The organism is Thermus tenuipuniceus, assembly GCF_002964845.1.
In the GTDB taxonomy this organism is placed as follows: domain Bacteria; phylum Deinococcota; class Deinococci; order Deinococcales; family Thermaceae; genus Thermus; species Thermus tenuipuniceus.
Window position 1 is genome coordinate 37,412 of sequence record NZ_PRDA01000018.1, and the last position, 23,851, is coordinate 61,262.

21 protein-coding genes and 2 pseudogenes are annotated in these 23,851 nt (G+C 65.4%); 15 read left to right on the top strand and 8 right to left on the bottom strand.

Going from position 1 to position 23,851, the window contains the following annotated elements:
- Positions 1-4: 4 nt before the first annotated feature.
- The 3 genes from pnp to C2847_RS08160 are packed head-to-tail and all read left to right on the top strand — an operon-like array spanning position 5 to position 4,377.
- On the top strand, positions 5-2,149 hold the full coding sequence (gene pnp / locus C2847_RS08150) for a polyribonucleotide nucleotidyltransferase (RefSeq protein ID WP_105317926.1): 2,145 nt from the start codon (positions 5-7) through the stop codon (positions 2,147-2,149).
- 56 nt (positions 2,150-2,205) lie between these two features.
- Entirely contained in the window at positions 2,206-3,933 is a 1,728-nt protein-coding gene (locus C2847_RS08155; protein ID WP_105317927.1) for a ribonuclease J, read from the top strand.
- 3 nt (positions 3,934-3,936) lie between these two features.
- Positions 3,937-4,377 carry a universal stress protein gene (locus C2847_RS08160; protein WP_105317928.1) on the top strand — a complete coding sequence of 147 codons (441 nt, stop codon included), beginning with the start codon at positions 3,937-3,939 and terminating at the stop codon, positions 4,375-4,377.
- Here C2847_RS08160 and C2847_RS08165 read toward each other — a convergent pair.
- The 3 genes from C2847_RS08165 to C2847_RS08175 are packed head-to-tail and all read right to left on the bottom strand — an operon-like array spanning position 4,362 to position 8,220.
- Complete coding sequence (locus tag C2847_RS08165) at positions 4,362-5,339, bottom strand: sodium:calcium antiporter (RefSeq protein WP_105317929.1); 978 nt, start codon at positions 5,337-5,339, stop codon at positions 4,362-4,364. The two genes, C2847_RS08160 and C2847_RS08165, sit on opposite strands and share 16 nt — an antisense overlap.
- Positions 5,336-5,785 (bottom strand): CBS domain-containing protein, encoded by a 450-nt coding sequence (locus C2847_RS08170; RefSeq protein ID WP_105317930.1) that lies wholly within the window; start codon positions 5,783-5,785, stop codon positions 5,336-5,338. The genes C2847_RS08165 and C2847_RS08170 overlap by 4 nt, the downstream gene beginning before the upstream one ends.
- On the bottom strand, positions 5,782-8,220 hold the full coding sequence (locus C2847_RS08175) for a cation-translocating P-type ATPase (RefSeq protein WP_105317931.1): 2,439 nt from the start codon (positions 8,218-8,220) through the stop codon (positions 5,782-5,784). The genes C2847_RS08170 and C2847_RS08175 overlap by 4 nt, the downstream gene beginning before the upstream one ends.
- A gap of 68 nt (positions 8,221-8,288) precedes the next feature.
- Here C2847_RS08175 and C2847_RS08180 point away from each other — a divergent pair, with 68 nt between their 5' ends.
- The 3 genes and pseudogenes from C2847_RS08180 to C2847_RS12585 all read left to right on the top strand — a co-directional run.
- Complete coding sequence (locus tag C2847_RS08180; protein WP_105317932.1) at positions 8,289-8,855, top strand: thioredoxin family protein; 567 nt, start codon at positions 8,289-8,291, stop codon at positions 8,853-8,855.
- 75 nt (positions 8,856-8,930) lie between these two features.
- On the top strand, positions 8,931-9,863 hold the full coding sequence (locus C2847_RS08185; protein WP_105317933.1) for an NAD-dependent epimerase/dehydratase family protein: 933 nt from the start codon (positions 8,931-8,933) through the stop codon (positions 9,861-9,863).
- 90 nt (positions 9,864-9,953) lie between these two features.
- Positions 9,954-10,811, top strand: a pseudogene (locus C2847_RS12585) (SLAC1 family transporter); the annotation flags it as partial.
- On the opposite strand, the gene C2847_RS08195 reads toward C2847_RS12585, so the two are convergent.
- On the bottom strand, positions 10,812-12,260 hold the full coding sequence (locus C2847_RS08195) for a lyase family protein (RefSeq protein ID WP_105317935.1): 1,449 nt from the start codon (positions 12,258-12,260) through the stop codon (positions 10,812-10,814).
- A 261-nt stretch (positions 12,261-12,521) separates the two neighbouring features.
- Here C2847_RS08195 and C2847_RS08200 point away from each other — a divergent pair, with 261 nt between their 5' ends.
- The 7 genes and pseudogenes from C2847_RS08200 to C2847_RS08225 all read left to right on the top strand — a co-directional run bounded on the left by C2847_RS08200 (position 12,522) and on the right by C2847_RS08225 (position 19,178).
- A complete protein-coding gene (locus C2847_RS08200; protein ID WP_105317936.1) occupies positions 12,522-13,706 on the top strand; it encodes an ABC transporter substrate-binding protein in 1,185 nt (394 codons plus the stop codon).
- A gap of 51 nt (positions 13,707-13,757) precedes the next feature.
- Positions 13,758-14,633 (top strand): branched-chain amino acid ABC transporter permease, encoded by an 876-nt coding sequence (locus C2847_RS08205; protein WP_105317937.1) that lies wholly within the window; start codon positions 13,758-13,760, stop codon positions 14,631-14,633.
- 96 nt (positions 14,634-14,729) lie between these two features.
- The gene (locus C2847_RS08210) at positions 14,730-15,509 is read left to right on the top strand and encodes an ABC transporter ATP-binding protein (RefSeq protein ID WP_105317938.1); all 780 of its coding nucleotides are present in this window, start codon (positions 14,730-14,732) and stop codon (positions 15,507-15,509) included.
- Positions 15,506-16,015: pseudogene (locus tag C2847_RS08215) on the top strand (ATP-binding cassette domain-containing protein); the annotation flags it as partial. The gene C2847_RS08210 and the pseudogene C2847_RS08215, both read left to right, overlap by 4 nt.
- Before the next feature lie 6 nt (positions 16,016-16,021).
- A complete protein-coding gene (locus C2847_RS13045; protein ID WP_416376376.1) occupies positions 16,022-16,249 on the top strand; it encodes an ABC transporter ATP-binding protein C-terminal domain-containing protein in 228 nt (75 codons plus the stop codon).
- A 6-nt stretch (positions 16,250-16,255) separates the two neighbouring features.
- On the top strand, positions 16,256-18,109 hold the full coding sequence (locus tag C2847_RS08220) for an AMP-binding protein (protein ID WP_105317940.1): 1,854 nt from the start codon (positions 16,256-16,258) through the stop codon (positions 18,107-18,109).
- Between the two features lies 1 nt (position 18,110).
- Entirely contained in the window at positions 18,111-19,178 is a 1,068-nt protein-coding gene (locus C2847_RS08225) for a branched-chain amino acid ABC transporter permease (protein WP_105317941.1), read from the top strand.
- Here the strand turns inward: C2847_RS08225 and C2847_RS08230 are convergent, their stop codons facing one another.
- The 4 genes from C2847_RS08230 to coaE are packed head-to-tail and all read right to left on the bottom strand — an operon-like array spanning position 19,179 to position 21,445.
- Positions 19,179-19,721 (bottom strand): glycerol-3-phosphate acyltransferase, encoded by a 543-nt coding sequence (locus C2847_RS08230; protein ID WP_105317942.1) that lies wholly within the window; start codon positions 19,719-19,721, stop codon positions 19,179-19,181.
- A complete protein-coding gene (locus C2847_RS08235; RefSeq protein ID WP_105317943.1) occupies positions 19,722-20,132 on the bottom strand; it encodes a SufE family protein in 411 nt (136 codons plus the stop codon).
- A gap of 9 nt (positions 20,133-20,141) precedes the next feature.
- Positions 20,142-20,834, bottom strand: coding sequence for an SDR family oxidoreductase (locus C2847_RS08240; protein WP_105317944.1), 693 nt, complete (start codon positions 20,832-20,834; stop codon positions 20,142-20,144).
- A 5-nt stretch (positions 20,835-20,839) separates the two neighbouring features.
- Positions 20,840-21,445, bottom strand: a complete 606-nt coding sequence (coaE, locus tag C2847_RS08245) for a dephospho-CoA kinase (protein ID WP_105317945.1) — start codon at positions 21,443-21,445, stop codon at positions 20,840-20,842.
- Here coaE and C2847_RS08250 point away from each other — a divergent pair.
- Both C2847_RS08250 and amrB read left to right on the top strand, forming a co-directional pair.
- A complete protein-coding gene (locus C2847_RS08250) occupies positions 21,425-22,720 on the top strand; it encodes an HD domain-containing protein (RefSeq protein WP_105317946.1) in 1,296 nt (431 codons plus the stop codon). The two genes, coaE and C2847_RS08250, sit on opposite strands and share 21 nt — an antisense overlap.
- Complete coding sequence (amrB, locus tag C2847_RS08255) at positions 22,698-23,849, top strand: AmmeMemoRadiSam system protein B (protein WP_164835678.1); 1,152 nt, start codon at positions 22,698-22,700, stop codon at positions 23,847-23,849. The genes C2847_RS08250 and amrB overlap by 23 nt, the downstream gene beginning before the upstream one ends.
- Positions 23,850-23,851 lie beyond the last annotated feature (2 nt).

The window sequence follows — 23,851 nt, forward strand, 5'->3', positions numbered from 1 at the left end:
AACTATGCCGGAAGCCACACCCAACACCCCACAGGCCCATAGGTACGAAACCCAGGTGGCTGGCCGCCCCCTGGTGTTGGAGGCAGGGAAATACGCCAAACAGGCCTCGGGCTCGGTCCTGGTGCGCTACGGCGACACCGTGGTCCTGGCCACCGCCCAGGCCTCCGAGGAGCCCATAGAAGCGGACTTCCTTCCCCTCACCGTGGAGTTTGAGGAGCGGCACTATGCCGTGGGCAAGATCCCGGGAAGCTTCATGCGCCGGGAAGGGCGGCCCGGGGAAAAGGCCATCCTATCGGCCCGCATGACGGACCGGCCCATCCGTCCCCTCTTCCCCAAGGGGTTCCGGCACGAGGTGCAGGTGATCGTCACCGTGCTCTCCGCCGACCAGAAGAACCCCCCGGACATCCTGGGGCCCACGGCGGCCAGCGCCGCCCTCATGCTCTCCGACATCCCTTGGGAAGGCCCCGTGGCCGCGGTGCGGGTGGGCCTCATCGGGGGGCAGTTCGTCCTGAACCCCACCCTGCAGGAGCTGGAGGAAAGCGCCCTGGACCTGGTGGTGGCGGGAAGCCGGGACGCCATCCTCATGGTGGAGGCCGGGGCCCAAGAGGTGGACGAGGAAACCATGGTCCAGGCCCTGGAGTTCGCCCACCGGGAGATGCAGCCCATCCTGGACCTGCAGGAGGAGATGGCCCGGGCCCTGGGCAAACCCAAGATGGCCTGGACCCAACCGGAAGCCCTCAGCGAGGAGGAGAAGGAAGCCCTCTACCGCTTGGCCGTGGAACGGGGGCTTTCCGCCGTGCTCCAGACCGCCAGCAAGGGGGAAAGGAGCCGGGCCCTCGAGGCCTTTGCGGAAGCGCTGATCCTCGAGGCCTTGCCCAGACTGGAGGACGGAACCCCGGACGAGAGCAAAAAGCCCCTTTACGAGAGCGCCTTTGACGAGGTCGTCCGCCGGGAGCTGCGCCGCCTGGTGCTGGAGGAGGGGAAGCGGGCGGATGGCCGGGGTCCCAAAGACCTCCGCCCCATCTGGATCGAGGTGGACGTCCTGCCCCGCGCCCACGGCTCCGCCGTCTTCACCCGGGGGGAAACCCAGGTGCTGGGCACCGTCACCCTGGGCACGGGCCGGGACGAGCAGATCATCGACGACCTGGGGATTGACGAAACGGAGAAGTTTCTGGTCCACTACAACTTTCCCCCCTTCTCCACCGGGGAGGTGAAGCGCCTCCGGGGGGTTTCCCGCCGGGAGATAGGCCACGGAAACCTGGCCAAGCGGGCCTTGAAGGCGGTCCTGCCTCCCGAGGAGGCCTTCCCCTACACCATCCGGGTGGTGGGGGATGTGCTGGAGTCCAACGGCAGTAGCTCCATGGCCACGGTCTGTGCGGGATGCCTGGCCCTGATGGACGCGGGTGTCCCCCTTAAGGCCCCGGTGGCCGGGGTGGCCATGGGTCTGGTCTGGGAAGGGGAGCGGGCGGTAATCCTCACCGACATCCTGGGGCTTGAGGATGCCCTGGGGGACATGGACTTCAAGGTGGCGGGAACCCGAAAAGGGGTCACCGCCTTGCAGATGGACAACAAGGTGGGCGGGCTTCCCCGGGAGGTGCTGAAGGAAGCCCTCATGCAGGCCCGGGAGGCCCGCATGAAGATCCTGGACCTTATGGAAAGCGTCCTCCCCGCCCCGCGCCCCGAGCTCAAGCCCTTCGCTCCCCGCATCCTCTCCCTGAAGGTCCCGGTGGAGAAGATCGGCCTCGTCATCGGCCCCGGGGGGAAGAACGTGCGGGCCCTCGAGGAGCTTGGGGTGGAGGTGGACATCGAGGAGGACGGGACGGTGCGCATCTACTCCAGCGACATGGAGGCGGCCCACAAGGCCAAGAAGCGCATAGAGGAGCTCACCATGGAGGCCAAGGTGGGCGAGATCTACGAGGGCACCGTCACCAAGATCACCCCCTTTGGCGCCTTCGTGAGCCTGTTCCCCGGTACCGAAGGGCTCCTTCACATCAGCCAGATCGCCCCCGGCCGGGTGGAGCGGGTGGAGGACCACTTGAAGGTGGGGGATGTGATCAAGGTCAAGGTGCACCGCATCGACGAGCGGGGCAAGATCGACCTGATCCGACCCGAGCTGGAGGGCAAGATCCCCCCCAGGCGGCGCGGCTAGCCCCTGGGGGTTTCCCTTGACGCCCATCCCGGCTAGGCCGGGAAAATAGGAGGTTTATGGAAGGCCAAGAGCGCAAACCCAGAAGGAGGCGGCGGCGCAAGCCCCAAGGGGGGACACCCCTCGAGGGGAACCCCCAGGAGCATGTGGAGATCATCCCCTTGGGGGGGATGGGGGAGATCGGCAAAAACATCACCGCCTTCCGCTTCCGGGACGAGATCTTCGTGCTGGACGGAGGGCTGGCCTTCCCCGACGAGGCCATGCCCGGGGTGGACCTCCTCATCCCCCGGGTGGATTACCTCATCGAAAACCGGCACCTCATCAAGGCCTGGGTCCTGACCCACGGACACGAGGACCACATCGGGGGACTTCCTTTCATCCTCCCCATGGTCTTCGGGAAGGAAAGCCAGGTGCCCATCTACGGGGCCAAGCTCACCCTGGGCCTCCTTAAGGGGAAGCTGGAGGAGTTCGGTCTGAGGCCCGGAAGCTTTAACCTCAAGGAGATCTCCCCCGACGACCGCATCAGCGTAGGGCGCTACTTCACCCTGGACCTCTTCCGCATGACCCACTCCATCCCCGATAACTCCGGTCTGGTCATCCGCACCCCCGTCGGCACCATCGTGCACACCGGGGACTTCAAGCTGGACGCCACCCCCATAGACGGCAAACTCTCTCATCTGGCCAAGGTGGCCCAGGCGGGGGCAGAAGGGGTTTTGCTCCTCATCGCCGACTCCACCAACGCCGAGCGCCCCGGCTACACCCCGAGCGAGATGGAGATCGCCAAGGAACTGGACCGGGTCATCGGCCGGGCCCCGGGCAGGGTCTTCGTCACCACCTTCGCCAGCCACATCCATCGCATCCAGGCGGTGATCTGGGCGGCGGAGAAGTATGGGCGCAAAGTGGCCATGGAGGGGCGGAGCATGGTGCGATTCAGCCGCATCGCCATGGAGCTGGGCTACCTCAAGGTGAAGGACCGCCTCTACACCCTGGAGGAGGTCAAGGACCTCCCCGACCACCAGGTGCTGATCCTGGCCACGGGAAGCCAGGGGCAGCCCATGTCCGTCCTCCACCGCCTGGCCTTTGAAGGCCACGCCAAGATGGCCATTAAGCCCGGGGACACGGTGATCCTTTCCAGTAGCCCCATCCCCGGCAACGAGGAGGCGGTGAACCGGGTCATCAACCGGCTCTACGCCCTTGGGGCTTACGTCCTCTACCCCCCCACCTACAGGGTCCACGCCTCGGGCCACGCCTCCCAGGAGGAGCTGAAGCTCATCCTGAACCTCACCACGCCCAAGTTCTTCCTCCCCTGGCACGGGGAGGTGCGCCACCAGACCAACTTCAAGTGGCTGGCAGAGTCCATGAGCCACCCCCCGGAGAAGACCCTCATCGGGGAAAACGGCGCCGTTTACCGCCTTACCCGGGAAAGCTTCGAGAAGGTGGGCCAGGTGCCCTCCGGGGTCCTCTATGTGGACGGCCTGGGAGTGGGGGACATCACCGAGGAGATCCTGGCGGACCGCCAGCACATGGCCGAGGAGGGGATCGTGGTCATCACCGCCTTAGCGGGCCAGGACCCGGTGGTGGAGGTGGTGTCCCGGGGGTTTGTTAAGGCCGGGGAACGGCTTTTGGGCGAGGTGAAGCGCATGGCCCTCGAGGCCCTACAAAACGGGGTGCGGGAGAAGAAGACTCTGGAACGGATCCGGGACGACATCTACTTCCCGGTGAAAAAGTTCCTGAAGAAGGCCACGGGCCGGGATCCCATGATCCTTCCCGTGGTCATCGAGGGGTGAACCATGTACCGAAGCCTTCTCCTTCCCACAGACGGAAGCCCGGCTGCCGAAGCCGGGGTAAGGGAGGGGCTCCGCCTGGCCAAGGCCCTGGGGGCCCGAGCAGCCTTTCTTTACGTGCTGGAGCCCATAGGGCCAAGGCTTTTCCTGGGCCCGGAAACCCTTCCCTACTACCAGGCCCTGGTGGAGGACATGCGGAAAGAGGGCATGGCCGCCTTGGACCGGGCCACTCAGATGGCGGAGGAGCTCGGGGTGGGGTTTGAGGCCCATCTCCTCGAGGGGCGGGCGGCGGAGGTCATCCTTAAGCAGGCGGAAACGCACGACCTTTTGGTCATGGCCACCCACGGACGGACGGGGCTGGACGCCGCCCTCCTGGGGAGCGTGACCCTGGAAGTGGTACGGCGCTCTTCCAAACCCGTGTTGGTGGTCCCTTACCGCAGGGCGTAAAGCCAGACCAGGCCCAAAAGGTAAAGCCCCAGAAGGGTAAGGGTATCCCAAGAAAGCACCGCAAGCTTTCTCAGGGCCTGGTAGCTCATGCCCAAAAGCACCACCCCGTACATGGCCAGGGCCACCAGCACCGCGGCCAGGTGGCTTTCGTGGGCGGCGTGGAAAAAAGGGCCCGCATAGAGGAAATCGTCCCAGGCCAGGATGAGGGCGTTGAAGAGGTTGCTCCCCAGGAGGTTGCCCACCGCCAGGTCAAAGGCGCCCAGCCTGGCCGCGCTTAGGGTGACCACCACCTCCGGCAAGGAGGTGACCGCCCCTACCAAGGCCGTGCCCACGAAGCTGGCTCCCAGGCCCGTTTCTTCCCCCAACCGCTCGGCCAAGGTAGGCAAAAAGCTGGCCGCCCCCACCACCACGGCCCCGTAGCCCACGTAGCCCCGTAGGGCCTGGGCGAGGGAGAGGTGCTCGTAAAGACGCTCTAACCTCTCCACCTCCACCTGCGGGCGCCGGCGCTCGTAGGTGAAGGTGAGGCGGGTAGCGAGGAGGTAAAGGAGGACCGCCACCGGGCTGTACCAGGAAACCGGTCCCCAGACGGGCCCGCCCCACCACAGGACCGCCCCCTGCATGGCCAGAAAGAGCAGGGCAAACCCCACCGCCAGGGCGTGCCCCGCGTGAAGGCGCCCCAGAAGGGGTACCCGGCCCCCCACAGCGTCCAGCAGGGAAAGGATGAGGAGGTTAAAAAGGACGCTGCCCAAGATATCCCCCACAGCGATGTCCACGGCGCCCAAGAGGGCGGCGCTGGTGCCGGTGAGGAGCTCGGGGAGGCTGGTGGTGGCCGCCACCAGGATGAGGCCCACCCAGGCCCGGCCCCAACCCCGCTTCTCCGCCAAGGCGTCGCCGTAGTAGGCCACCCGTTGCCCGGCCAGGACCACGAGGAGGGCCACCCCCAAAAAGGCCAAAAGAGTCATAAGTGGGGCTTGAGGAGGCGGAGCAAGTCAAAACGGGTGATGATGCCCAAAGGCCTCTCCTCCGCATCCACCACGGGCACGTGGTTGATGTCGTAGTCCAGCATGAGCTCCAGCACCCGGGCGAGGGGTTCCTCCAGCCCCACGGCGTGCACCGGTGAGCTCATGATCTCCTTTGCCTTCGTCCTCCGGGCCTCAGCCACCACCTGCTCCAGTCCGTCCTTTCCCAGGAAGCGGCCCAGGAGCATGGGGGCGCGGAAGGTGGAAAAGGGAATGCCCCGCTCCTTTAAAAAGTCGCTTTCCGTGACGATCCCCACAAGACGTCCCGCTTCGTCCACCACCAACACGCTCCCGATCCGCCGCTCCAGCATGAGCCGGGCCACCTCCTCCAGGGTGGCCTCTGGGGAAACCCCCACCGCAGGGCTGGTCATAGCGTCCTTGGCCTTCATCCCTTAACCTCCTTCCGCCATACTAGCCGGTCTACCCCTTCAGCCAGCAACCAGGCAAGCAGGGCCATGCCCAAGACCATCCCCCAGATCCACCCCGGCACCGGGACCGCCTCCAAAACCCCAGGGGCCAGGGTGCCCAGCAGGAGCTGAATGGCGATGCCCAAAGCCACAGCCCCGTGCAAATACGGGTTGGGCAGGGGCATCAGGTGGGTGTGCCGAGCAGCGTAAGCAAAGAAGAGCTGGCCCAGGGTCATGAAGTGGAAGGTGGCGGTGCGGGCCACCTCGAGCGGGGAAAACATCCCCAAATAGCCCCCCCACCTGGGCATCAGGCCCAGGATGGCCAGAGCAAAAAGGGCCTTGAGGCTCCCGGTAACCAGGATGAACCGCAAGGAGGGGGCGTCCAAAAGGGGGCAGTCCTTGGGCCTGGGCGGCCGGTCCAATACCCCGGGATTACGGTCCAGGGCCAGGGCAAGGGCGGGAAGGCCATCGGTCACCAGGTTGATCCAGAGAATCTGCACCGCGGTGAGGGGAAGAAGCAGGTGGCCAGCCTCGTCCCTGAGGTTGAGGAGGGCGGTAAACACCATACCCAAGGCCACCACCAAGACCTCAGAGAGGTTGGTGGAGAAGAGGAAGCGGATGAACTTCTGGATGTTCTCGTAGATGCTCCGCCCCTCTTCAATGGCCGCCACGATGGTGGCGAAGTTATCGTCCATGAGAACCAGGTCCGCCACCTCCCGGGAGACATCCGAGCCCCGTTGGCCCATGGCCACCCCCACGTCCGCCCGCTTGAGGGCTGGGGCATCGTTCACCCCGTCCCCGGTCATGGCCACCACCTCGCCGGCTTTTTGGAATACCTCAACGATGCGCAGCTTATCCTCGGGCTTAACCCGGGCGAAGACGTCCACCTCCAGAAGCTCCTCGTCGGAAAGCTCCCCTATCTCCTTCCCGGTGGCCACCACCTCGGCAGGAATGCCCACCTTACGGGCGATAGCCAAGGCAGTGGCCGGATGGTCCCCCGTCACCATCACCACCCTAACCCCCGCCTTCAAGACCTTGGCCACCGCCTCGGGCACCTCGGGGCGAGGAGGATCCAGGAGAAGGGCAAAACCCAGAAAGCTTAGGCCCTCTTCCCGTTCCCCCTCGCCATGGGCCAGGGCCAGAACCCGGAAGCCCCTTTGCGCATGGGCCTCCGCCTCCTCCAAAAGGGAGGCCTTTTCCTCTGGCTCCAGGGCAAGGCGGGGGATAAGGGCCTCGGGAGCCCCCTTGAAAAAGCTGCCCCTGGGCGTGGTCACCCGCATGTACTTCCAGGCGCTGTCAAAGGGCCTTTCCGAAAGCCTGGGGTTTTCCTGGCGGACCCGCTTCACGTCCAGGTGCCGCGAGGCATAGCGCAGAAGGCCGAGCTCCAAGGGGTCCCCCGCACCGGTTTCCAGGTCGGCGTCGTTGCACAGGACCATGGCGAGAAGGGCCCCTTGGGGGTCTGGCCCCACCACCTTCTGCACCTCCATGCGGTTTTCCGTGAGAGTGCCCGTCTTGTCGGTGGCGATAACGGTAACGCTCCCCAAGGCCTCCACCGCCGCAAGCCGCCGCACCACCGCCTTGCGGCGGGCCATCCGCTCCACCCCCAGGGCCAAGGCCAGGGTGAGCACGGCAGGAAGCCCCTCGGGCACCGCCGCCACCGCCAGGGCCACGGCGAAGAGGAGAACCTTGGCGGAAAAGCCTTCCACCAGAAAACCCAAAGCCACTAGGGCCAGGGCAAAAACCCCCACCCAGCGGGCCACCCGGTGGCCAAAGGCCTCGAGGCGCCGCTCCAAAGGGGTTTTCTCCTCCTCCATCCCCTCTAAAAGCCCAGCGATCCGGCCCATGGCGCTCCTTAGGCCGGTACGGCTTACCTCCATTAGGGCCCTTCCCCGCACCAACAGGGTGCCGGAAAAGACCTCGTCCCCTACCCTCTTCTCCACCGGAACGCTTTCCCCGGTAAGGAGGCTTTCGTCCACCAAGACCCCGCTGGCCTCCAGGAGGATCCCATCCGCCGGTATGCGGTCCCCCGCCTCGAGGCGCACCACGTCCCCCGGGACCAGGTCCCGGCTTGGGAGGTGCTGAAAACGCCCATCCCTTAATACCCAGACCAAGGGCTCTGCCAGGGCTTTTAGGCGCCTTAAGGCCTCCTCAGAGCGCTTCTCCTGAAGGGTGCCCAAGGTGGCGTTCAAAAGGAGGATGGCCAGGATGGCCAAGGATTCCAGGGGAAACCCATGGGCTCCCTCAAAGACCCAAAGACCCAGGTCCACCACCAAGGCGAAGAGGAGGATATAGATGAGAGGGCTTTGAAACTGACGCAGGAACCTCCGCCAAATGGGCTCGGGCGGCTTCTCCGGAAGGGCATTGTGACCGTGCTCCGCCAAGCGTTTTTTTGCTTCCTCAGAGGTAAGCCCCCGCATGGGGGCATGATACCTGGAGCGCCGGGGACTTATTGTCCCCTGCCTGGGACCTGCGGTAAGATGGCACTATGCTGCAGTACCCAGAGCTACCCCTAGAAAGCCCCTTGATCGATGCCGAGCTTCCCGACCCAAGGGGAGGGCGCTACCGGCTTTCCCAGTTCCAGGAGCCCTTCTTGGCGGTGGTCTTCATGTGCAACCACTGCCCCTACGTGAAGGGTTCCATCCGGGAGATCGTAGCCCTGGCGGAGAAGTACCGGGGCCGGGTGGCCTTCGTGGGCATCAACCCCAACGACTACGAGCGCTACCCCGACGACGCCCCGGACAAGATGGTGGGGTTCGCGAAGGAACATGGCATCTTCTTCCCCTACCTCCTGGATGAAACCCAGGAGGTAGCCAAAGCCTACAAGGCCTTGCGCACCCCCGAGGTCTTCCTGTTTGACGAAAGGCGCCTCCTTCGCTACCACGGTCGGGTGAACGACAGCCCCAAGTTTCCCGAGCAGGTGAAAAGCCACGACCTGGAAGCGGCCCTCGAGGCCCTCCTCAAGGGAGAGGAACCTCCCCTTAAGGAGGCTCCGGCCATCGGCTGCACCATCAAGTGGCGGCCGGGCAACGAACCGGAGGTCAAAATCGGCTAAACCCCTTTGGGAAAGGTGGCCTTCCCCGCCGGGCCGGTTTCGGGTAAACTGGCCCGGGTTTTTTGGAGGTGCCCCATGCGCGTACTGGTCACGGGCGGTGCCGGGTTCATTGGAAGCCACATCGTGGAAAGCCTTGTGCAGGAGGGCGTGGAGGTGGCCGTCCTGGACAACCTCTCCGCGGGCAAGCGGGAAAACGTCCCCAAGGGTATTTACTTCTACAAGGTGGACCTGAGGGACCGGGAAGGGGTGGAGCGGGTCTTCCGCGAGTTCCGCCCCACCCACGTCTCCCACCAGGCAGCCCAGGCCTCGGTGAAGGTGAGCGTGGAAAACCCCCTTTTGGACTTTGAGGTGAACCTTCTGGGCGGCCTGAACCTCCTCGAGGCCATGCGCAAGTGGAGAGCGGAAAAAATGGTCTTCGCCTCCACGGGCGGGGCCATCTACGGGGAGGTGCCCGAGGGGGAACGGGCCGAGGAAACCTGGCCCCCCAAACCCAAAAGCCCCTACGCCGCCAGCAAGGCCTCCTTTGAGCACTACCTCTCCGCTTACGGGCAAAACTACGGGCTCAAGTGGGTCTCCCTGCGCTACGGCAACGTGTACGGCCCCCGGCAGGACCCCCACGGGGAGGCCGGGGTAGTGGCCATTTTCTCGGAAAGGGTTCTCAAGGGAGAGCCGGTAACCCTCTACGCCAGAAGGACCCCGGGGGACGAAGGGTGCGTGCGGGACTACATTTACGTGGCCGACGTGGTGCGGGCCCACAACCTGGCCCTAAAGGGCCTGGAGGGAATCTACAACGTGGGAACGGGGGAGGGGCACACCACCTTGGAGGTCCTGGAGGCTGTGGCCAAGGCCGCCGGACAGACCCCCCAGGTCAACCCAGCCCCCCCGCGTCCCGGTGATCTGGAAAGAAGCGTGCTCTCTCCCTTGAAGCTCATGGCCCACGGCTGGCGGCCCGAGGTGGGTTTCCAGGAGGGCATCCGGCTCACCGTGGAATACTTCCGCACCCGTTGACATACCCCCCACCCCTATCTGATGATGGGGGGCATGAGCGTTCGTTTCTTTCATCCCGCCTGGTTCGCCATGGTCATGGGGGGAAGCGGGATGGCCCTTGTTCTCCACCGCTTTGGCCTCGAGGCCCTGGCCCTGGTGAATTACGGTGTGGTGGCCCTTCTCTTCCTCGCAAGCCTGGGTATATTCCTGGCGAAACTTTTCGGCCACCGGGACCGGGTCTGGGAGGAACTCCATCATCCCCTCCTTTCCCAGCTCTACGCCACCTTTCCCCTGGCCTTTTTGCTCTTCAGCCTGGCGACCCACGAGGTTTTGGGGCAAGGAGGGCTAGCCCTGATCCTCTTCGCCGTGGGCTCACCCCTGGTCCTCCTCCTGAGCCTCCTTCTCAGCTATTTGATCTTCACCCGCATGCGCCTTCCCTTCGAGGCCGCCAACGGCACCTGGTTTATCCCGCCGGTGTCCTCCGTGGTGGTACCCCTGGCGGGAGGCCCTCTCCTGCCCCTTATGGGCCCTTGGGCCAAGGAGGCGTTCTACTGGATGCTCATGTTCCTGGGGCTTGGCCTCATCCTCTTCCTCTGGGTGGGGGCGAACCTCCTGGCCCGCCTCTACGCCCACGAACGCCCGGCCCCCGAGCTGGTACCCGGCTTTTTCATCGGCCTGGCCCCGGTGGGGGTGGGGATCCTCGCTCCCCTCTCCCTCCTTAAGGGCGCCAAGGCCCTGGGTCTGTTCCCAGGAAACCTCGAGGGCCTATACCTCTTCGGGATCGCCCTATGGGGCCTGGGCGGGTGGTGGTTTGTCCTGGCCATGGCCCTTTTCCTGGAAAACCTTCTCCTCCACCGGGTGCGGTTAGGGTTCCAGCCCGGGCTATGGGCCTTCGTCTTCCCCATGGCGGCCTTCGCCCTGGCCACCAGGGCCTTGGCCGAGGGCCTGGACAGCCTACTCCTGCACCTCTTAGCCCAGGGGCTCTTCCTGGTGCTTCTGGCCTTCTATCTGCCCCTTTTGGTCCGAAGCCTTCTCGCCTTCCTCCGCCTGGAAACCCTCAGGCCCCTTGGCCAACAGGCGCCGGGCCAGGCGCACCCGGGCCCTCAGGGCCGCTAGGGCCTTCCAGTCTTCCTTGAGCCGCCTCCTGGCCCGGGCCAACGCCTCCGCCCGGGCCCTGGGCCCCACACCCCCCAGGACCTCCCGGCGGGCAAAGAAGCCCTCGAGGCTCATCCAGGCGATGAGCTCCTCCCGCTCCACCCCCAAGAGCTCCGGCCTAACCCCAGGCAGGGCCCCCTGTACCCGCCGGTAAGCCTCGGCAAGGGGTACCCCCTTGCGCACCAACAGATCCACCGCCTCCGAGGCCAGGACCTCCGGGGAAAGCTCCTCGAGGAGGAGGGCTGGCTCAAACTGGCTTTCCTCGAGGGCCACCCGGGTAAGCTCCAAGGCTGCCTCGGCGCTTTCCAAAAGGGCCGTCAACGGCTCCAGCACCCCGGTGGAGTGGTCGTTCAGGTCGGTGAAGGGGGTGTTGTGGTTCAAAAACGCCAGCGTACCCACCCCACCCACCAGCTGGCCCGCATGGATACGGGCATGCTCCAGCACCACCGGGTTCCGCTTCTGGGGCATGAAGCTGGAACCCTGGGCCAGACCCTCCCCCACCACGAAGGCCCCCCGCTCCGCCAGGCCCAAGAGGTCGGTGAGGAAGCGGGAGAGGGTGGTACCCAGCCCCGCCAGGGCCGAGGCCAGCTCCAAGGCGTAATCCCCCGAGGCCACCGCATCCAGGGTGTTCTCCACCGGCCCCGCAAATCCCAAGAGGCTAGCGAGCCGCCTCCGGTCCACAGGGTAGGGGTTGCCTGCTAGGGCGCTGGCCCCCAAAGGGCAGCGGTCCAGGGTATCCAAAGCCTGTTTCAAACGGTGGAAATCCCTCTCCAAAAGCGCCGTTATCCCCAGCAGGTAGTGGTCCAGGGTAGAGGGCTGGGCGGGCCGGTGGTGGGTGCGGAGGACCAGGGGTACCCCAGAATGGGCCTCGGCCACCTGGAGCATGGCTGCCCGAAGGCGGAGGAAATCCCCCAGCAAGGCCACCGTGCGGTCCCTCAGGTAAGCGCGGAAAGCGGTGAGGTCCAGGTCGTTGCGGGAAAGCCCCCGGCGTATGGCCCCCGCCACCTCCTCCCCCCAGTGCTCGGCAAGCTGGGAGTAGATGGAGAAGAAGACATCCTCCACCTCCCCCGTAAAGCTGGGTAAGGGCAGGGTACGGAGTTCCTGCAAAGCCGTCACCGCTGTATCGACACGAGGAAGGCCCAGGCGGGCAAGCTCCATGGCATAGGCGGTGAGGGCATCGAAGAAATGGGGCACAAGGGCCTCGCGGGCAAAGCGGTAGTGGCGGCCCAGGACAAAACGGCGGTAAACCGCATGCCAACGCATGATCCCATCCTAGGGCCTCGAGGCTGGCCTGGGGCCACCCGCCCCAAAAGGGGAGCCCAGCCCCTTGACGGAAAGCCCCAGGCCGGTAAAATGCTACCAACCGACCGGTTGGCAGGGACAAGGTACCCGCATCCCCGGTGCCTTCTAGGTGACGACGCCCCCTTTGCAACCGGCGGCCCGCTGGGCTGAGGCTTCGGGACTTGCCGAAGGAGAGCGGTCATGGTATGGTTGCACCGAGCACAACCGGAAAGGAGGCGCAACATGAAGCGCAGGGAGTTTTTAAGGAAGCTGGGTGTGGGTGCGTTGGCGGCCCTGGGCATGCCCTACATCGCCATGGCCCAGGCCAGGCCGGTGAAGCTGGCTGCCCTTCTGCCCTTGACGGGGCCCTTTGCCTTTGCCGGCAATGCGGGTCGGGAGGGGTTCGTGGACGGGGTGGACTACGTGAACGAGGTCCAAGGCGGCATCAGCGGGCGCAGGCTGGAGCTCATCGTGGAGGACACCGGCTACGACGTGGCCAAGGGAACCGCCGCCTTCAACCGGGTGGTGTCCCGGGAGCGCCCTGACGAGCTCCTCTTTGTGTACGGGGACTCCACCGGACTTTCCAAGGCTCTGGCCCCGGAAATCGCCCGCATGGGCCTTCCCTACTCCGCCACCAGCTTCTCCAGCGAACTGGCCGACCCCAAGACCTACCCCACCATCTTCGTCTTCGGCCCCACCTACAACGACATGATGGAGGCCCTCCTGCGGCAGATCCGCCTGCAAAAGGGCCGGGCCAGGATCGCCTTGGTCTACTCCAACACCGAATTCGGGCGCGACCCCATCCCCTACGCCAAGGAAAGGGCCAAGGCCCTCGGCATGGAGGTGGTGCATGAGGAGGTGACGCCCCCGGCCTTCACCGACGCCACCCCGGTGGTGTTGAACCTCCGCCGGGCGAACCCCGATTTCGTCATCCTCCAGGGCTATGCCCTCTCGGTGGAACCCCTGATCCTCCGCACCGCACGGGAACAGGGCCTGCAGGCCCAGTTCATGGGCACCTATTACTCCGCGGAGCTGGCCCTCATCCAGCGGGCAGGCCCTGCTGCCGAAGGCTTCACCGTCACCTACCACAACGCTTACTGGTACGACACCCTGGTGCCCGCGGTGGACGAGATGCGGAAGTTCCGCCAAAGGAAGGGCCGGGATACCTCCTACCGCCCCACCTACTACATGGGAAGCCTGGCGGTGGTCCTGGCCATCGCCGAGGCCATGCGCCGGGCCGCCGGAGCGGGCAAGCTCACACGGGCCGGGCTGGTGGAGTACCTGGAAAAGCTAGGGGACTATAACGGCCTGGGTCTGCAGCGGAGCTACCAGTTTGTGAACCACCGCCTTCCCTACACCAAGCTCTATCGGGCCAGTGTAAAGGACGGCCGCTTCAACGCCATCACCGACTGGCTTAAACTGGCCTAGCCCCAATCCACTCCTAGGCCGGAACTAACCGGGAGTGTTCTCGAAGAACCTATGTCCGACCTTCTACCCTACCTCATCGGTGGCCTAGCTAACGGGGCTCTCTACGGCCTCCTGGCCCTGGGCTTCGTCCTGGTCTACCGGGCCACCAGCGTGGTGAACTTCGCCATCGGCGAGTTCCTGCTGCTGGGGGCTTACCTCACCTACACCTTCGCCCTTTTCCTGCCCCTTCCCCTGGCCATGCTGGCCGCCCTACCCGTGGCCTTTCTCTTCGGCCTCCTGGTGGAGCGGGGTTTCGTGCGGCCCCTCTTGGGGCGGAACGTGGTGGCGGTGATCATGGCCACCATCGGATTGGCCGCGGCCCTGGACGGTGGGGTCCAGCTGGCCTGGGGGCCGGATCTCAAGTACCTCAGCGGGGAACTCCCCCAGCTCGGCTTCCAGTTGGGGGAGGTGTTCGTACCCTCCAGGGCCCTATGGAACCTACTCCTGGCCTTGCCTCTGGGCCTCTTCCTCCTCTGGCTCCTTAGGAGGAGCCGGTACGGGATCCTGGTACGGGCCATTTCCGAAAAGGAGGTGGCCGCCTTGGCCTTAGGGATCCCCACGGCCCGGATCCTGGCCGGGGTCTGGGGAGTCTCGGCCCTCCTGGCCACCCTGGCGGGAGCCCTTTTGGCGGTGGCCAGCGGGGTAGGCCCTAACCTGGTCTTCCTGGGCCTCAAAGTCTTCCCCGTGGCCATCCTGGGCGGGTTGGACTCGGTGGGTGGGGCCCTTTTGGCAGGCTTCATTTTGGGGATCCTTGAGGCCCTTTCCCAACGCCACCTGGAACCTGTCCTCCCCGGCTTCACCGAGGCCTTGCCCTTCGTGGTGGTACTCCTGGTGCTTCTGGTGCGCCCCTATGGCCTACTGGGTGAGCGGCAGATTGAGCGGGTGTGATACCCCCCCACCTTGGCTTGCGCCAAGGTGGGGGGCCCCGGTAAAGGCCTTCTCCAGGCCTTATGGCCGAGCGAAAAGGTACAGGAGGGAAATGACATGGTCCTATCCGTAGAAAACCTCAAGGTGGTCTACCGGGGAGTGATCCTGGCCCTGGATGGGGTGTCCCTGGAGGTAAGGGAGGGGGAAGCCGTGGCCCTCCTCGGGCCCAATGGAGCTGGCAAGAGCTCCTTAGTGCGGGCGGTGGCTGGGCTTCTTCCCAAGTTTGAGGGAAGGGTGCTGGATGGACACGTGCGCCTGTTCGGCCAGGAGGCCACCCATCTGGATCCCGTGCGCATCACGGGTCTGGGGCTCACCGCGGTCCTCGAGGGGCGTCCCCTCTTCCGCTATCTGACCCCCGTGGAGAACCTGGTAGCCGCCGGCCACCGCCTCCCTCCCCGGGAACTTAGGGAAGGCATGGAGGAGGTATTCGCCCGTTTTCCTCGGCTCTACGAAAGGCGCCATGAGCAGGCCGGCTACCTTTCCGGGGGCGAACAGCAGATGCTCCTCTTGGGCATGGCCCTCCTCACCCGGCCCAAGGTGCTGGTGGTGGACGAGCCTTCCCTGGGCCTAGCCCCCAAGCTGGTGGAGGAGGTGATGCGCACCCTGGAGGCCTTAAGGCGGGAGAAAAACCTGAGCCTTCTTTTGGTGGAGCAGAACGCCCGAGCAGCCCTGGCCATTGTGGATCGGGTTTACGTCATGGAGCGGGGCCGGGTGGTGTTTGAAGGCGACGCCAAAACCGCCCAGGAGGACCAGGACGTGATGGAGTTCTACCTGGGCAAGGAGGAAGTCGGCTTCCGCCAGGCTAAGCGCTACCGGAGGAGGAAGCGGTGGGTGTGATCCTCGAGGCCAAGAACCTCCACCTCTCCTTCAAAGGGGTAAAGGCCCTAACGGGAGTGGAGTTTAGCGTTGCCCAAGGTGAGTTCTTCGCGGTGATAGGACCCAACGGGGCTGGGAAAACCACGCTTCTCAACGTGCTTTCCGGGGTGTATGAGCCCGATAAGGGCGAGGTGATCTTCCTGGGCCAAAGCCTCAGGGGGAAAAGCCCCCAGGAGAGGTCCCGCATGGGTTTGGGGCGTACCTTCCAGGGCCTGGAGATCTTCCGGGGCATGAGCGTTTTGGACAACGTGAAGCTGGGAGCCGAGCTGGCCCTTCCTTCGTACCCCCTGGCCCTACCCCGGGCCGAGCGGGAATGGCGGCTCAGGGCCTGGGCCGAGGAGGTTCTGGACTACCTCCACCTCTCCCCTTTCCGCCACGCCCCCGCCGGAATGCTTCCCTACGGCCTGCAGAAGCGGGTGGAGGTGGCCCGGGCCCTGGCCAGCCGGCCCAAGCTCCTCCTCCTGGACGAGCCCATGGCCGGGCTTTCCCTGGAGGAAAAGCAGGACCTGGCCCGCTTCCTCCTGGACGCCCGGGAGGAATGGGGGGTAACCCTCCTCTGGGTGGAGCACGACCTAAGGGCGGTCTTGGAGCTCTCCGACAGGGTCCTGGTCCTCTCCTACGGGGAGGTTCTCTACCATGGCCCCCCGCAAGGGGTGCGCCAGGATCCCAAGGTAGCAGAAGCCTACCTGGGGCAGGTTTGAGGCACTATGGAAGGAACGCTGCTTGCCTACCTGTACCATCACGCCAAGGAAAGGCCCCATGCCCCCGCCTTACGGGTGAAGCGGCTTGGGATCTGGCAGAAAACCTCCTGGAAGGAGCTTTTGGAGCGTACCCTTAGCCTCGCAGGGGGGCTTTGGGCCTTAGGCCTCCGGGAAGGGGAGGTCCTGGCCATCCTGGGGCATAACGCTCCTGAGTGGGTGGAAGCCGAGCTGGCCGCCCAAAGCTTAGGAGCCCTTCCCATGGGCATCTACGCGGACGCCATGCCCGAGGAGGTGGGCTACTTCCTGGAGTTCACCGGGGCCAAGGGCATCGTGGTTTCCGACGAGGAGCAGCTGGACAAGGTCTACCCCCACCTGCACCTGGTGGACTTCGTCCTGGTCTGGGAGGAAGCGGGAATGTCCCGCCACTTCCAGGGCAAGGTGCTCCGGTTTAGCCAGGCCTTCGGGGATCCCAAGGTGGGGGAAGAGGCTCTCAAAAAGCGCCGCTCCGAGGAAACCGCCCTCCTCGCCTCCACCTCGGGCACCACGGGAAGGAGCAAGCTGGCCATGCTCTCACACGAAAACCTTCTGGCGGGACACCAAGCCCTGCGCCAGGCCTTGGGCTTCCAACGGGGAGCCTGGGTCTTCAGCTACCTGCCCCTCCCCTGGATCGGGGAGCAGATGCTCACCGTGGTGCAGGGCTTGGTGGAGGGCTCCACCGTGCACTTCCCCGAGGACCCCACCACCCTCCGGGAGGATCTTAAGGAGGTCCAGCCCGATTTCTTCCTGGCCCCGCCCAGGCTTTGGGAGGATATGGCCAGCCTCATCCAAAGCCGCATGGCGGACGCCGACCTCCTAAAGGCTTTCTTCTACCGGGTGGGGATGGAAGCTCTCCTAGAGGGGGCTAGGCGGGAGTTCCGGGGGGAGAGGGTGGGCCTTTGGCTCAACCTCAAGCGGGCCCTCTTCTATCCCCTGATCGCCAGGCCCCTCAGGGCCAGGCTGGGCCTTGCCGCCTGCCGCATCGCCGTCACCGGAGGAGCCCCCCTGGGCCCAGAGGTGTTCACCTTCTTCCGCGCCTTAGGCCTGGACATCCGCCAGGTCTACGGCCAGTCGGAAACCGCCGCCGCCACCACCGCCCACGCCACCGGGGATGCCCCTCCGGAAACCGTGGGCCCCCCTCTCCCCCGTACGGAGGTGCGCATCAGCGAGGAAGGGGAGATCCTGGTGAAAGGGCCCCAGGTCTTCCAGGGTTATTTCCGCCAGGAAAAGGCCACCGCGGAGACCTTCACCGAGGATGGCTTCTTCCGCACCGGGGATGCGGGCTTCTTCGACGAGCGGGGGCACCTGGTGATCCTGGGCCGGGTTAAGGAGGTGGGTGCCCTTGCGGATGGCACCCGCTTTGCCCCGCAGTTTTTGGAAAACCGCCTAAAGTACTCCCCCTATATCCGCGAGGCCGTGGTGCTGGGGCACGGAAGACCCTTTGTCACGGCCCTCATCGAGCTGGATCCGGAAAACGTGCAGAACTGGGCCAGGAAGCGGGGCATCCCGTTTACCACTTATCTGTCCCTCACGGAAAGGCTCGAGGTCAAGGCCCTGATTGCCGAGGAAATCCGCATGGTGAACAAAACCCTCCCCGACAAGCTGAAGATCCAGCGCTTCGCCATCCTCCCCAAGGAGCTTCACCCCGACGACGAGGAGATCACCCGCACCCGCAAGGTGCGGCGCCAGGTGGTGGAGGCCCGCTACGGCCCGGTGATCCAGGCCCTCTACGGGGAGGGGGGACGGGTGGAGGTGGTGCTCCCCATCCGCTACCTCGAGGGGGAAGGGAGGCTCGAGGCCACCTTGGAGGTGCAGGAGGTCTAGGATGTACCGCCTTGCCAAACAGCTTACCGACGCCTTTAGCCGCCGCTTTGCCCGTTCGGTGCGGGAAACCTACCGGCAGGACGAAGCCTACGCCAGCACGCCCCTGGGGCGTTTGGCCCTGGGGGTTTTCCTGGTTTTCCTCCTTCTTCTTCCCCTCCTCCTTCCCCCCTATCCCATGTACGTGACCACCCTGGTGGCCATCGGGGCCTTAAGCGCCTTGGGGCTCCACCTCCTGGTGGGGGGTGCGGGGCAGATCTCCTTGGGCCACGCCGCCTTCATGGGGGTGGGAGCCTATGCTGCAAGCCACCTCTACGGTCCCTTGGCCCCCTTGGGCATCCTCCTCGGGGGAGGCATCGCCGCCCTCTTGGGTCTCGTGCTGGGCCTTCCCTCCTTGCGCATCAAGGGGGTGTACTTGGCCATCGCTACCCTAGCCTTCCAGTTTCTGGCGGATTACGTCTTCAAAAACTGGGAAGCGGTCACGGGGGGCATCCGGGGGCGGACCCTGCCCCCTGCGGAGCTATTCGGCTTCGTCCTGGACACCCCTGGGAGGCTCTGGTACCTGGTGCTCGTGTTCGCCCTACCCCTGTTCTTTTACGGCAAGCGCCTCCTCATGACCCGGGCGGGCCGCGCCTTCATGGCCGTGCGGGACAACGACCTCTCCGCCCGGGTGGCGGGGGTAGACCTGGTACGGGTAAAGCTCTTGGCCTTCGCCCTCTCTGCCTTTTACGCCGGGGTGGCCGGAGGGCTTCTGGCCCAGCTTTACAAGGCGGTAACCCCCGAGTACTTCCCCCTCATGGTGAGCATCCAGTACCTGGCCATGGTCATCGTGGGCGGGGCAGGCACGGTGCTGGGGGCGATTTTGGGAGCCTTCTTCGTACTCCTCATCCCCGAGGTCTTAAACAGCCTTGTGGGGTCCCTTGGCCCCCAGTACGCCGCCACCCTGGCGGCCTGGCGCAACGTGGTCTTCGGCCTCCTCATCCTGGCCTTTCTGATCCTGGAACCCCTGGGATTGGTGGGTCTTTGGGGAAGGATCCGCAACTACTTCCGCACCTGGCCCCTCCCCTACTGACTAGCGGTGCCAGTCCTTGAGGTGGCGTAAGGCCACGGGAAGACCAAGCCCCAACCCGAAAAGGAGGTAAGCGGGAGCCGGGTGCAGGAAACTGGCCATGAAGGGCTGGGCCAGGGCCACGGCCAGGGCCACGCGGTAGGGCTTTCGGAAAAGGGCGAAAAGGATAGCGAAAAGCAGGAGGGAAAGGAAGAGAAGCCGGGGATCCACGGCAAAGAGCACCCCGGCCCCCGCGGCCAAGCCCTTTCCCCCCTTGAAGAGGAGCCAGGGGGAAAAGGCATGCCCCCACACCGCCCCCACGCCCCCGGCAAGGCCACCCAGAGGGCTTCCCCCCACTCCCTCCCCCAGGGCCACCGCCAGGATTCCCTTAAAGAGGTCCAGGAGGAGAACCATGAACCCCGGCACCGGCCCCAGCACCCGGTAAGCGTTCAAGGCCCCTGGGTTGCCCGAGCCTTCCTGGAGAAGGTTTCTTCCCCTTAGAGCTCCGAACCAGAAGGCGATGGGCAAGCTTCCCAGGAAGTACCCAAGGAGAAGGGCTACGAACATCTAGGAAAGGGCCCTTTGCACCTGGCCTTGAAGCCGCAAAAGGGCCGCCTCGAGGCCCCTTAGGCGCAAGGGGGTGAGGAGCTCCTCCAGCCCTGCCCCCTGGTAGAAGGTGGGGGGTACCGCCAGCACGGCCTCTGGAGGCTCGCCCTCGAGGCCTTCCTTCAGAAGACCCGCAAAGGCCTTCACCGTGGGGGCTTCATCGGGAACGAAGAAGTAAAGCCTAACCCTTCCCCCCTCCACCTCCGCCCCAAGGAAGAAGGGGGTCTGGCATTCATGAACCCGTTCCAGCTCCACCCCAGGAGGCGGGGTGGGTACCTTTTTGGCGTATTCCAGAAGCACCTGGGCCTTGAGCTCCTTGGGCATGGCCCGAATCAGATCCAGGGCTTCCTGAAGCTTCTTGGGCAAGGCCATGGCCTTAGCTTAGCCCACCCTGGGAGCGGTATGGGTGGGACGGAGCTCTATCTCGCTCACCATAGCCCTTTCCGGCATCTCCGCCGCGAAAAGCACCGCCTGGGCCACATCAAGAGGGGAAAGCTTCCAGGAGGCCCCCGGGGTGTTGCCGGCAAAGCCCGTGTCCACCGAGCCTGGCAGGATATTCACCACCCGCACGCCGGCCTCCCGGAGCTCCAGCATGGCCGCCCCCATGAGGCCCAAAAGCCCGAACTTGCTGGCGTTGTAGGCAGCCCCGCCCTTGAAGGCATTCTTGCCCGCCAGGCTGGCGATGTTCACCACCACCCCCCTCGAGGCCAAGAGGGCTGGCAAAGCCGCCTTGAGGCCCAAAAAGGGTCCCACCAGGTTCACCTCCAAAACCTGGCGGAACTCCTCCTCGCTGAGCTCAGCCACGGGCTTCATCACGCCAATCCCGGCGTTGTTGACCAGGAGGTCCAGCTGGCCGTAGGCCTCCAAGAGGCCCGCCACCGCCTTCTGCCAGTCCGCAAAGAAACGCACGTCTCCGGGCAAGGCCATGGCTCCCTCCCCCAGCTCCGAGGCCAAGGCCTCAAGCCTTCTCCCATCCCGGGCAAAAAGCCCCACCCTGTACCCTTTAGCGTGGAGAAGCCGGGCGATGGCCTCCCCAATCCCCCGGCTCGCCCCCGATACCAAGGCCACCCGCATGCCCTTTAGCTTAGCCCAAAACGCTCCTGGATCCGGGCCAGGATCTCCCTCAGCCCCTCCTCCAGCTCCTTAAGCCCCCCTCGGTTCTCCAAAACCCAGGTGGCCCGCTTCCTCTTCTCCTCCTCGGGCATCTGGGCCCTTTCCCGAGCCAGGACCTCCTCTGGGGAAAGCCCGGAGCGGGCCACCACCCGCCTCACCCGCTCCTCCAAAGGAGCCGCCACCAAAAGGGTTCCATCCAGACGGGCCTCCCACCCCTTCTCGAAAAGCAGGGGGATTTCCAGGAAGATCAAGGGGGCTTTTATGCGGGCCAGCTCCCCGGCCAAAAGCCTCCGCACCTCGGGGTGGAGGAGGTCCTCGAGGACCTTAAGCCTTTCCGGGTCGGAAAAGACCAGCTGGGCCAGCGCCCTCCGGTCCAGCTCCCCGCCCGCAAAGGCCTCCGGGAAAAGCCGCTTAAGCTCCGCCTTCTTGTTCTCCCTGGCCCGTGCCGCCAGCTCATCCAGGTTCAAGACCGGGTAGCCCCAGGACCGTAGGAGAGCGGCCACCGTGCTCTTGCCGCTTCCGATGTTCCCGGTGATGCCGATAATGATGGGGTGCTTCGCCCGATCGCCCATAGGGACTTCCCCTTTTATACCCCCAAGGGGGCCATCCCCGTGGGGGGTGCCCTAAGGGACCTCCTTCTGGGAAGGAGGCCCCAGGACCTGGACTTCGCGGCGGAGGACCCAAGGAAGGCGGCACAGGATGCCCAAACCCACCTGGGGGGCACCCTGTTCCCCTTGGACGAGGAGCGGGGCCAGTACCGCCTGGTCACGGGTGGCCTCGTCCTGGACTTCTCCCCCTTGGAGGGGAGCCTGGAGGAAGACCTCCTCAAGCGGGACTTCCGCCTTAACGCTCTTTTCTGGAGGCAAAACCGCATCCTCGGCATCCGTGGGGCGGACGAGGACCTGAACAGGAGGGTGCTGGTTCCCGTAGAGGAGGCCAATCTTTACGAGGACCATCTCCGAAGCCTCCGCGCGGTGCGCCTGGCCGCCAGCCTGGGCCTTGGCCTGCCCGGGGAAACCCGAGACGCCCTTTCCCGTCACGCCCGCTTCCTCCAGGCCCACCTCGAGGCCCTTCCCGCCCGGGAGCGGGTGAGGGAGGAACTGAGCCGACTCCTCCTCTCCCCCAGGGCAGCCTGGGGCCTTCACCTGCTGAAGCGCACGGGTCTCTTGGACGTCTACCTACCTGAGCTCCGCCTCCTGGTGGGTCTTAAGCAGGGGGGTGTTCACCATCTGGATGGCTGGCAGCACACCCTCTCCGTGCTTTTCCACCTGGCCTGGCTTTGGCCCGAGGCCCCCTTGGAGGCCCGGCTGGCCGCCCTTTACCATGATGTGGGCAAGCCCCTGACCCGTCGCTTTGACCCGGAAGCGGGCCGCTTCCGCTTCCTCGGCCATGCGGAGGTAGGGGCCGAGGTGACGGGAGCTTCCCTGGAATGGCTGCGGTTCCCAAAGGAAACGGTGGAGAGGGCCAAAGCCCTGGTGCGACGGCACATGGACCGCCCTCCTGAGGGGGAACAGGCCCTTCGCCGCTTCTACTTCCGGCGCAAAGACCTCCTCCCCGCCCTCCCCTACCTCATGGCAGCAGACCGCCTGGGCACGAAAGGTGTGGAGAGGGAAGCCTGGGAGGTATTGGAGGCCTACCGGGAAACCCTCTCCGAGCCCCTCCCCGAACGCCCCCTCCTCTCCGGGGAGGAGGTGATGGCCCTTCTGGACCTCAAGCCCGGTCCCCAGGTGGGAAGAGCCCTGGAGGCCCTCCTCCTGGCCCAGGCGGAGGGAAAGGTGCGCACCCGGGAAGAGGCCAGGGCCTTTCTCCTATATTGGAAGGGCGATGGAACGAATACGCCTGCGTGAACCCCAGATCACCCCGGTGGAAGGGGGCTTCCTCCTCAGCGACCCCTACAGGGTCTTCCCCAAGCCCGTGGCCCTCACGGAAGGGGGGCTTTTTCTCGTCTCCCTAATGGAGGGAAAAACCCTAGAAGAAGTCCAGGAGGAGGTCTTCAAGGCCCATGGGGTCCTGGTGCCCAGGCAGGAGCTGGAAGGCCTCCTAAAGGCCCTGGAGGAGGCAGGACTTGTGCTTACGGAAGAGGTGGAAAGGCGCCTGAAAGAGGAGGAGGAAAGCCTAAGGAAAGAGCGCCCCATGCGCCTGGCAGGGCTTTCCTACCCCCAAGGGGAAAGGGAGGCCCGGGCCTTCCTCGAGGCCTTCCGGGCCAGCTTCCCGGGGCCTAGGCCCCAAGGGGGCCCCTCCATCCTCCTGCTTCCCCACCTGGAGCCGAGCCGGGTGCCCGAGGCCTACGGAGCCGCCCTGGCCGCCTTGGAAGGAACCCCAGAGCCGGAGCGGATCTACCTGGTGGGGGTAGCCCACCGGCCCCTCAAGGAGAAGGCCGCCGGCCTTCCCGTTCCCTTCCAGACCCCCTTTGGCCCTGCGGAGCCCGACCTTGGGGCCCTGCAGGCCCTGGACGCCCTCCTGCCTTACGAGCTTTTCAACACCCCCCTGGCCTTCCGGGAGGAGCACAGCCTGGAGCTACCCCTTTTCTTCCTCAAGGGAACCTTCCCCCGGGCCAGGGTCCTTCCCCTCCTGGTCGCCCGGCGAAGCCCCGAGCTGGGGGAAGCTCTGAAGATGGTCCTCAAGGACCACCCCGGCCTGGTGGTCCTAGCGGTGGACCTCTCCCACGTGGGGCCCCGTTTTGGCGACAAGCCCTTTTCCCGCCCCTTGGCGGAGGAGGCCAGGAGGCGGGACCTAGCCTTTCTGGAAAGGCTTGCCCAGGGCGAGCCGGAGGCTGCCTTAGCCCTTTTGGGAGGGAATCCCACCCGCGTGGACGCCGTGGAGGTGGTGGCGAGCCTCAGCCCCCTCCTCAACGGCCGGAGGGGCCAGGTCCTGGCCTACCGCCTGGACCTCGAGGCCCCCACCCTCTCCGCCGTGGGAGCGGGCACCCTGGTCTTCCCCACCTCAAAACTTGCACCTCCCGAATACCCTGCATAAAC